Source organism: Arsenophonus endosymbiont of Bemisia tabaci Q2 (assembly GCF_902713415.1).
GTDB lineage: Bacteria > Pseudomonadota > Gammaproteobacteria > Enterobacterales > Enterobacteriaceae > Arsenophonus.
In genome coordinates, this window is the sequence record NZ_CACTIE010000023.1 from 1 (window position 1) to 7,168 (window position 7,168).

Below are 7,168 nucleotides of genomic sequence, written 5' to 3' on the forward strand. Positions count from 1 at the left end.
TTATTTAATAAATTAAAATTAGCTTTATTATTTTTGATTAATTGCTTTCACATATTAGTCATTTTTATTTTTTAATCAAAAAAATAGTTAGTTAAGTTAGTGATTTTTTAATTAGTGAGAAAAAATCTTAGCTTTTTATAAAAATATTATATGTAATAAAATTTTTCATTTAATATATCCATTGATTTAATAAAATTTTGTGCTATTTTAAATAGCATTTTTAAAAAATGTTTTATCGAAATTATATAATAAGTTATTTAATTTTTTGTTAAATTGATAGAGTGCTATAATCGCTTATATCTATGTTTTTTACTAAAAGCGAGATGAAATAATCAATATTAAGATAAAAATGATGGAAAAGTTACGCTTAATTTTATTTACTCAATTATTGATTATTTTATTATTGATTCTTCTATATCATTTAAAAAATAAATAATTATTAAATTTTTATAATTTTGATATGTAGGTATTTCTTTTGTTTAAATTTGTTTATGTTCTAAATTTATTGAAAAATAAATTTTTGTTAATTAATATTTTTAATATTTAAGGATTTTTAAATAAAAAAATAGATACGTTTTTAATAAAATTGTGACAACATATATCTTTGTATTAGAGAAAATAGTCTTAGTATTAAGACAAAAATAGTATTATAAAAATTGAAAAATACCATCCAATTATTTTCCAAAGTGTGAATTAATTAATAATTACTAATAATTAATAATTAATTATTAATTATTATAAATAATGTCAAAAATGAGATATACCCAGCAGTTTACTTGCGGGTATTAATCCATTAATTAAAGAATCTGGTTGACCATCATAGGCAATTTTTCCATCTGCAATTACGATAGACCGAGTTGCTATTTGGCTAGCATCTTCCAAATTATGGGAAACCATCAGTAAGGTTAATTGGCGTTCATCACACACCTGTTTAAGTAATGTTAACATTTCATTACGTAAAGCTGGATCGAGAGGAGAAAAAGGTTCATCTAAAAATAAAATCGGTTTTTGGCGGATCAAACAACGTGCTAACGCAGTACGTTGGCGTTGTCCGCCTGATATTTGTGCAGGTAAACGAGCGATACAATCATTAAGAGAAACTTGTTCTATGATCTGTTTTACTGCTCGATGTTGAGCTCTTTCTAATCTTAAACTTGGTGAAATGCCTAACGCAATATTTTGCCAAACAGTTAAATGAGAAAAGAGATTATTTTCCTGAAAAAGGATAGAAATTGGCCGCTTGGCAGGTGGTGTAGCAGTATGATTTTGGCTATTTAGCCAAATTTTCCCCTGTTTGGGATATTGAAATCCAGCGATCAAATCCAGTAAAGTACTTTTTCCTGCGCCACTAGGGCCTAATATAGCCACCCTTTCAGCTCTATTTACTTGAAAATCAAACTGCATTGTTAGATTTTCATAACAATAGACAAGTTGATCTAATTTAATCATCCTCTTTTCCTGATAAATATTCTAATAAACTGAATAAGCTGAAACAAAGTAATAGCATTAACAACGCGGTAACTGCCGCATCATTATTACGGTAAGAGCCTAATTGTTGATAAAGATAATAAGGTAGGGTACGAAAGTTCTCATTACCAAACAGTGCAATAATACCACAATCACCTATTGACAGTATACAGGCAAAAGCGAAGGCTTGTCCTATTGTACGTTTCAAAGCTTTTAATTCAATTAGGGCAAGTCGATTTATGCCTTTGATCTGTAATGAAAGGCATAATAAATTATAGCGTTCAGCTAAGTCATACATCTGATTTTCTAATATTTTTAAGGCATAAGGAATAGCCATTAAAGCATTCGTCAAGATGATTAAACTATAAGGCGAGTAGGTTAAATTAATAGTATTATTTAGCAATAAAAAGAAGCCGGTTGCTAAAACTATGCCTGGCATTGCCAGTATTAATAATCCACTTAATTCGAAAGTTCGATACAGCAGTATTGAGCGGAGTAGACGTAATTCACGACTACTCCAAAGCAACATCATAGTAAGAATAATACAAAGTACGCCAGCACTAATAGCGATAAAAATCGAATTAATGGCTGCTTGCCATAAACCTGGCTGTTGTAACACGTGTAATAGCGTTAAATTTAAACCATCAACGATAATAGCCAAGAAAGGCGGAATTAAGAAAAATAGGGTCATACTAATCAGTAATGTATCCCACCATTTCTGCCATCGACTATCAGCTGGATTTGTCCACCGGAATTGTCGACTATCACCGACGGAAAAGACGAAATTTAATTTTTGACTTAATAATACTAGCCCTAAACAGCAAAAAAGTTGGATCAGAGCCAGGAAAGCAGCTTTATTGAGATCAAAATCATAACTTAATGATTGATAGATAGCGAGTTCAATGGTGCTTGCAGCAGGCCCCCCGCCAAGCGTCAGTGCGGTAGCAAAACTGGCGAAGCACAACATAAAAATCAGAGCCGATGTTGGTAAAATCTGTCGTCTAAGATAAGGCCATTCAACAATCCGGAAATGTTGCCATTGGTTCATGCCGAGTTGTACGGCAAGCTGACGTTGCTCAACTGCAATATTCTCTAGCGCAAGCAACAGCATCCGCATAGCTAATGGTAAATTAAAAAAGACATGTGCTAATAAAATGCCTTTTAGGCCGTAAGGGGTAAATTGGTAATTAATACCTAACCATTGACAAAATTGAGCAATCCATCCCACCCGACCATAGACGGTTAATAAACCAAAAATGGCCACTAGTACTGGCAATACCAGTGTCATCGAACATAAGCGTAAAAACAGTATCCGACCTGGAAAATGGCGTCGAAAAAGGGCTTTAGCGAGAAATATTGCAGGGATAACGGATAAGACAGTCGATAGTAATGCTTGCCAAAATGTAAAGCCAATGACGTGCCATAAATAGCTGTCATCAATAAATTCTTGCCAGCTTATTTGCGGGGCATGTAACCATAAAGTACTGAAAGTAACTACTGCAATAGTGCTTAATAGGCCGGACACAATTATGCCAGGCCAAAGTGAACTCCCTATTAGTGGCTGACGGCATTTTGCCATAAATTGATCCATTGATTGCGATGTTGAGTAATATCTTCTGCATTAAATTGTAATGCTTTTTTTGGCAAAGGTATTTGTTGATAAACGTCGGGTAAGGGCATATCAATGACTGGATACATCCAATTGGTTGTCGGCAACATTTTTTGGAACGTTGGTGATAGCATAAATTGCATGAATTGTTGAGCTAGTTTAGGCTGCTTGCTGGTTGCTAATTGGGCCGCCACTTCAATTTGCAAATAGTGCCCCTCACTAAATAGTGCCGCAGTATAATTATTTTTTTTATCGTTTAACAGATGAAAACCTGGTGAAGAGCTATAACTGAGGACAAAATCGCTTTCACCTTTTAAAAACAATCCATATGATTTGCTCCAACCTTTAGTAACGGTTACGGTTTTTTTGGCTATTTTTTGCCAAGCCTGAGCACTGTTTTGCCCATAAATTTTTTGTATCCAAAGTAATAGCCCTAAACCTGGTGTACTGGTACGTGAATCTTGGTAAATAATTTTCCATGGCTGGGGGCTATTAATAAGTTCATCAAGACTTTTAGGCACTTCAGTGATCCGCGTCTTATCATAAATAAAAGCAAAATAACCATAATCGTAAGGGATAAAAATATTGTTATCCCATTTTATAGGTAATTTCAGTTGACTGATGTCAATTTTACTTTCAGTAAATAAGCCCGTTTTTTTTGCTAGATCAATTAAGTTATTATCAAGTCCGAGCACAATATCAGCTGGGCTATTTTTTCCTTCCATTCTAAGGCGATTTAATAACGCAATCCGATAACTTAGGGCAATTAGCTTCAGTTGACAGTGACAGATTTGTTCGAAGGCAGGCTTTATTGTAGGCCCTGACCCCCAATCTGCGATAAAGGAATCATAAGTGTAAACGGTTAATATAGGTTTTGCCTGGAGAGCGAAAGCTGAACAATAAATTAAACCAATACTAACTATTTTTAGCAGTACATTCTTCAATACTGAGTTCTCCTATATAAATAATTAAATAACAGTGATGCTCTAGGATCTGAGGAATGGACAGTAATGAAGCTATTTATTGATGAATAAATCATTAGAGTGGCTCAAATCCCTACGCCGATGTTAATCGAATCAGGTTCGACGAGTTTTTCTCAGCCAGCTATTAACAATATTAATCATAGCCGGCACCCGTTGAGATGGCCTTATTGTAAGATGTTATCTTATAATTGCAAATACTATATTTGATAAAGGCTTACCATATAGAGTATTATGAAACAATAAGTTATCTTTTAAATTTTTAACGAGGTAGTCAGATGGTTGACAATGATGGCTACCGCCCGAATGTAGGAATTATAATTTGTAATCGGCAGGGCCAGGTATTATGGGCTCGTCGGTATGGGCAACATTCATGGCAGTTCCCTCAAGGGGGCATTAATCCTGAAGAATCGCGAGAACAGGCAATGTATCGGGAATTATTCGAAGAGGTTGGGTTAAATCGTAAAGATGTTAAAATATTAGCGTCTACCCGAAACTGGTTACATTACAAATTACCTAAACGTTTTGTGCGTTGGGACATAAAGCCAGTTTGTATAGGGCAAAAGCAATGTTGGTTTTTGTTACAATTGGTTTGTAATGAACATAATATTAATGTGCAAAAAAGTAAAACGCCTGAATTTGATAGTTGGCGTTGGGTGAGTTATTGGTATCCTGTGCGTCAGGTTGTTTCTTTTAAACGTGATGTTTACCGGCGCGTTATGAAAGAATTTGCTCCGATGGTTATGTCACTGCAAAATAGTACAATGACATCAAATAAAAGCCCTACCTATAGACTTAAACGTGGCTAAATAAATTTAGCGAAAGAAAGTAGGTTTAGGTTTATTTTAATAGCCAACTTTTGTCGTTTTGAAAGCGAAGTGAGAGTAGTGAAAGCTACTGTTGTTTATTTTTTGGAAAATTTACTAACCAAAGTATGCATTATATAGATTTGTTGATGAATTTAATCAATAAAATACTATTAGATTTTAAACCGCATGCAGTCATGCAATTCTATCAAGCTCTATAAAACTAAAGAGTGGAGACGATGAATAATAGTTATATTGTGTTTCCTAATATTGATCCTGTTATATTCTCGATTGGTCCAGTAGCCCTTCATTGGTATGGTTTGATGTATTTGGTAGGATTTGTTTTCGCTCTATTTTTGGCAAAACGGAGAGCCGGAAAAGCAAATAGTGGCTGGACCAAAAACGAAGTTGAAAATCTGCTCTATATTGGTTTCTTAGGTGTCTTTATTGGTGGACGTTTAGGCTATGTTTTATTTTATAATTTGCCGGCCTTCCTCAGCAATCCTTTGTATCTATATAAAGTTTGGGACGGAGGAATGTCTTTTCATGGTGGGTTAATTGGTGTGATATGCGCCATGTGGTGGTATGCACGCAGAACTCATCGCCATTTTTTTCAAGTTGCCGATTTTGTTGCCCCATTAATCCCATTTGGATTAGGTATGGGACGTATTGGTAATTTTATTAATGCTGAACTTTGGGGCCGTGTAACATTAGATACACCATGGGCAATGTTATTCGCAGGCTCACGAGCAGAAGACATTCAGATTGTTAGTCAAGACCCTTCTTTATTACCGATTTTAGAGCAGTATGGCTTATTACCACGACACCCTTCCCAACTTTATGAGATGTTTTTTGAAGGGATCATTTTATTTATTATTTTGAATCTGTTTTGTCGTAAACCACGCCCAATGGGCAGTGTTTCAGGATTGTTTTTGATTGGTTATGGAGCTTTCCGTATTTTTGTTGAATTTTTCCGTCAGCCAGATGCGCAGTTGGGGCTATTTGGTGTTGTAAGTATGGGACAAATTTTGTCAGTCCCTATGATCATTATTGGTATTTTAATGATGATCTGGGTCTATAAGAAAGATAGCCATTGTACGGACTATTCCATTGCTAGGAAGGCAGAAAATAGTAAGTAGCAGAAAATTTTAATACAGTACTTTTATTTTAGTATTAAATAATAGATTCTAAGCGAGTAATAATAATGAAACAATATCTGGATTTATGTCAGCGTATTATTGATAAAGGTCAGTGGGTAGCAAATAAACGGACAGGAGTGCGGTGTTTAACGGTTATTAATGCTGATCTTGAATATGATGTCGCAAATAACCAGTTTCCTTTAATTACGACTCGCAAAAGTTTTTATAAAGCGGCTATTGCTGAATTATTGGGTTATCTAAGAGGTTATTCTAACGCTGCACAATTTCGTGATATTGGCTGTAATACATGGAATGCCAATGCGAATGAAAATCAGGCATGGCTCAATAATCCGAACCGTAAAGGTGAAGATGACATGGGGCGGGTTTATGGCGTTCAGGGGCGTTCATGGAAACGGCCTGATGGTACTTATTTAGATCAGCTGCAAAAAGTTATTAGCAACCTTTCGGTAGGAATAGATGATCGTGCCGAGATAATCACTTTTTACAATCCGGGTGAGTTTGAATTCGGTTGTTTACGCCCTTGTATGCATACGCACACTTTTTCTCTGCTAGCTGATACGCTTTATTTAACTTCATATCAACGTAGTTGTGATGTTCCTTTGGGACTAAACTTTAATCAAATTCAATGTTTTGTTTTGCTGGCACTGCTTGCTCAGATCACGGGTCACAAACCAGGTAAGGCTTACCATAAAATAGTTAATGCTCATATTTATGAAAATCAACTTTCGATTATGCGTGATCTCCAGTTGAAGCGTACCCCTTATTCTTTGTCGCAACTACGTGTTAATCCTAATATTAAAACATTAAAAGATATTGAAACCTGGGTGACTAGTGATGATTTTGAAGTAATTGGTTACCAATATCATGATGCAATTAAATATCCATTTACGGTATGACATTTTTATGGGTTGCTTTGATCATTAACATCAACAAGGTGACTACCATCTTATTTGCTATTTTTAATTAATATTATGGTTTAATTAATAAATAGCCACTAAAAACATTAAAATCTGGGAGGCGTTTCTATCTTTGCTCCCCAGTTTTTTGTAATACCAATTTTTTAATAGATCTGTTTCCCTTCTATCTTATTTGAGCATTTATTTTTTTATCCTAAATACATAACAATAGTTTGCATTAATTGTGCTA

6 protein-coding genes are annotated in these 7,168 nt (G+C 34.6%); 3 read left to right on the plus strand and 3 right to left on the minus strand.

Annotation, left to right across the window (positions count from 1 at the left end; translation table 11 throughout):
- Nucleotides 1-747 precede the first annotated feature (747 nt).
- The 3 genes from thiQ to thiB are packed head-to-tail and all read right to left on the minus strand — an operon-like array spanning nucleotide 748 to nucleotide 4,020.
- Complete coding sequence (gene thiQ / locus ARSQ2_RS01895; protein WP_181994174.1) at nucleotides 748-1,449, minus strand: thiamine ABC transporter ATP-binding protein ThiQ; 702 nt, start codon at nucleotides 1,447-1,449, stop codon at nucleotides 748-750.
- Entirely contained in the window at nucleotides 1,442-3,046 is a 1,605-nt protein-coding gene (gene thiP, locus ARSQ2_RS01900) for a thiamine/thiamine pyrophosphate ABC transporter permease ThiP (RefSeq protein WP_181994175.1), read from the minus strand. The genes thiQ and thiP overlap by 8 nt, the downstream gene beginning before the upstream one ends.
- The gene (gene thiB / locus ARSQ2_RS01905) at nucleotides 3,022-4,020 is read right to left on the minus strand and encodes a thiamine ABC transporter substrate binding subunit (protein WP_181994176.1); all 999 of its coding nucleotides are present in this window, start codon (nucleotides 4,018-4,020) and stop codon (nucleotides 3,022-3,024) included. Before thiB ends, thiP begins: the two co-directional genes overlap by 25 nt.
- 314 nt (nucleotides 4,021-4,334) lie before the next feature.
- On the opposite strand from thiB, the gene rppH reads away from it, so the two are divergent.
- From rppH to ARSQ2_RS01920, 3 genes are all read left to right on the plus strand, one after another.
- Nucleotides 4,335-4,865, plus strand: a complete 531-nt coding sequence (gene rppH / locus ARSQ2_RS01910) for an RNA pyrophosphohydrolase (RefSeq protein ID WP_181994177.1) — start codon at nucleotides 4,335-4,337, stop codon at nucleotides 4,863-4,865.
- Nucleotides 4,866-5,101: 236 nt separating this feature from the next.
- Entirely contained in the window at nucleotides 5,102-6,001 is a 900-nt protein-coding gene (gene lgt, locus ARSQ2_RS01915) for a prolipoprotein diacylglyceryl transferase (RefSeq protein ID WP_181994178.1), read from the plus strand.
- A 65-nt stretch (nucleotides 6,002-6,066) separates the two neighbouring features.
- Nucleotides 6,067-6,918 carry a thymidylate synthase gene (locus ARSQ2_RS01920; protein WP_181994179.1) on the plus strand — a complete coding sequence of 284 codons (852 nt, stop codon included), beginning with the start codon at nucleotides 6,067-6,069 and terminating at the stop codon, nucleotides 6,916-6,918.
- Nucleotides 6,919-7,168: the final 250 nt, after the last annotated feature.

Coding starts and splice junctions, on each gene's coding strand:
- thiQ (WP_181994174.1), bottom strand. CDS start 1,449: ATGATTAAATTAGATCAACTTGTCTATTGTTATGAAAATCTAACAATG.
- thiP (WP_181994175.1), bottom strand. CDS start 3,046: ATGGCAAAATGCCGTCAGCCACTAATAGGGAGTTCACTTTGGCCTGGC.
- rppH (WP_181994177.1), top strand. CDS start 4,335: ATGGTTGACAATGATGGCTACCGCCCGAATGTAGGAATTATAATTTGT.
- lgt (WP_181994178.1), top strand. CDS start 5,102: ATGAATAATAGTTATATTGTGTTTCCTAATATTGATCCTGTTATATTC.
- ARSQ2_RS01920 (WP_181994179.1), top strand. CDS start 6,067: ATGAAACAATATCTGGATTTATGTCAGCGTATTATTGATAAAGGTCAG.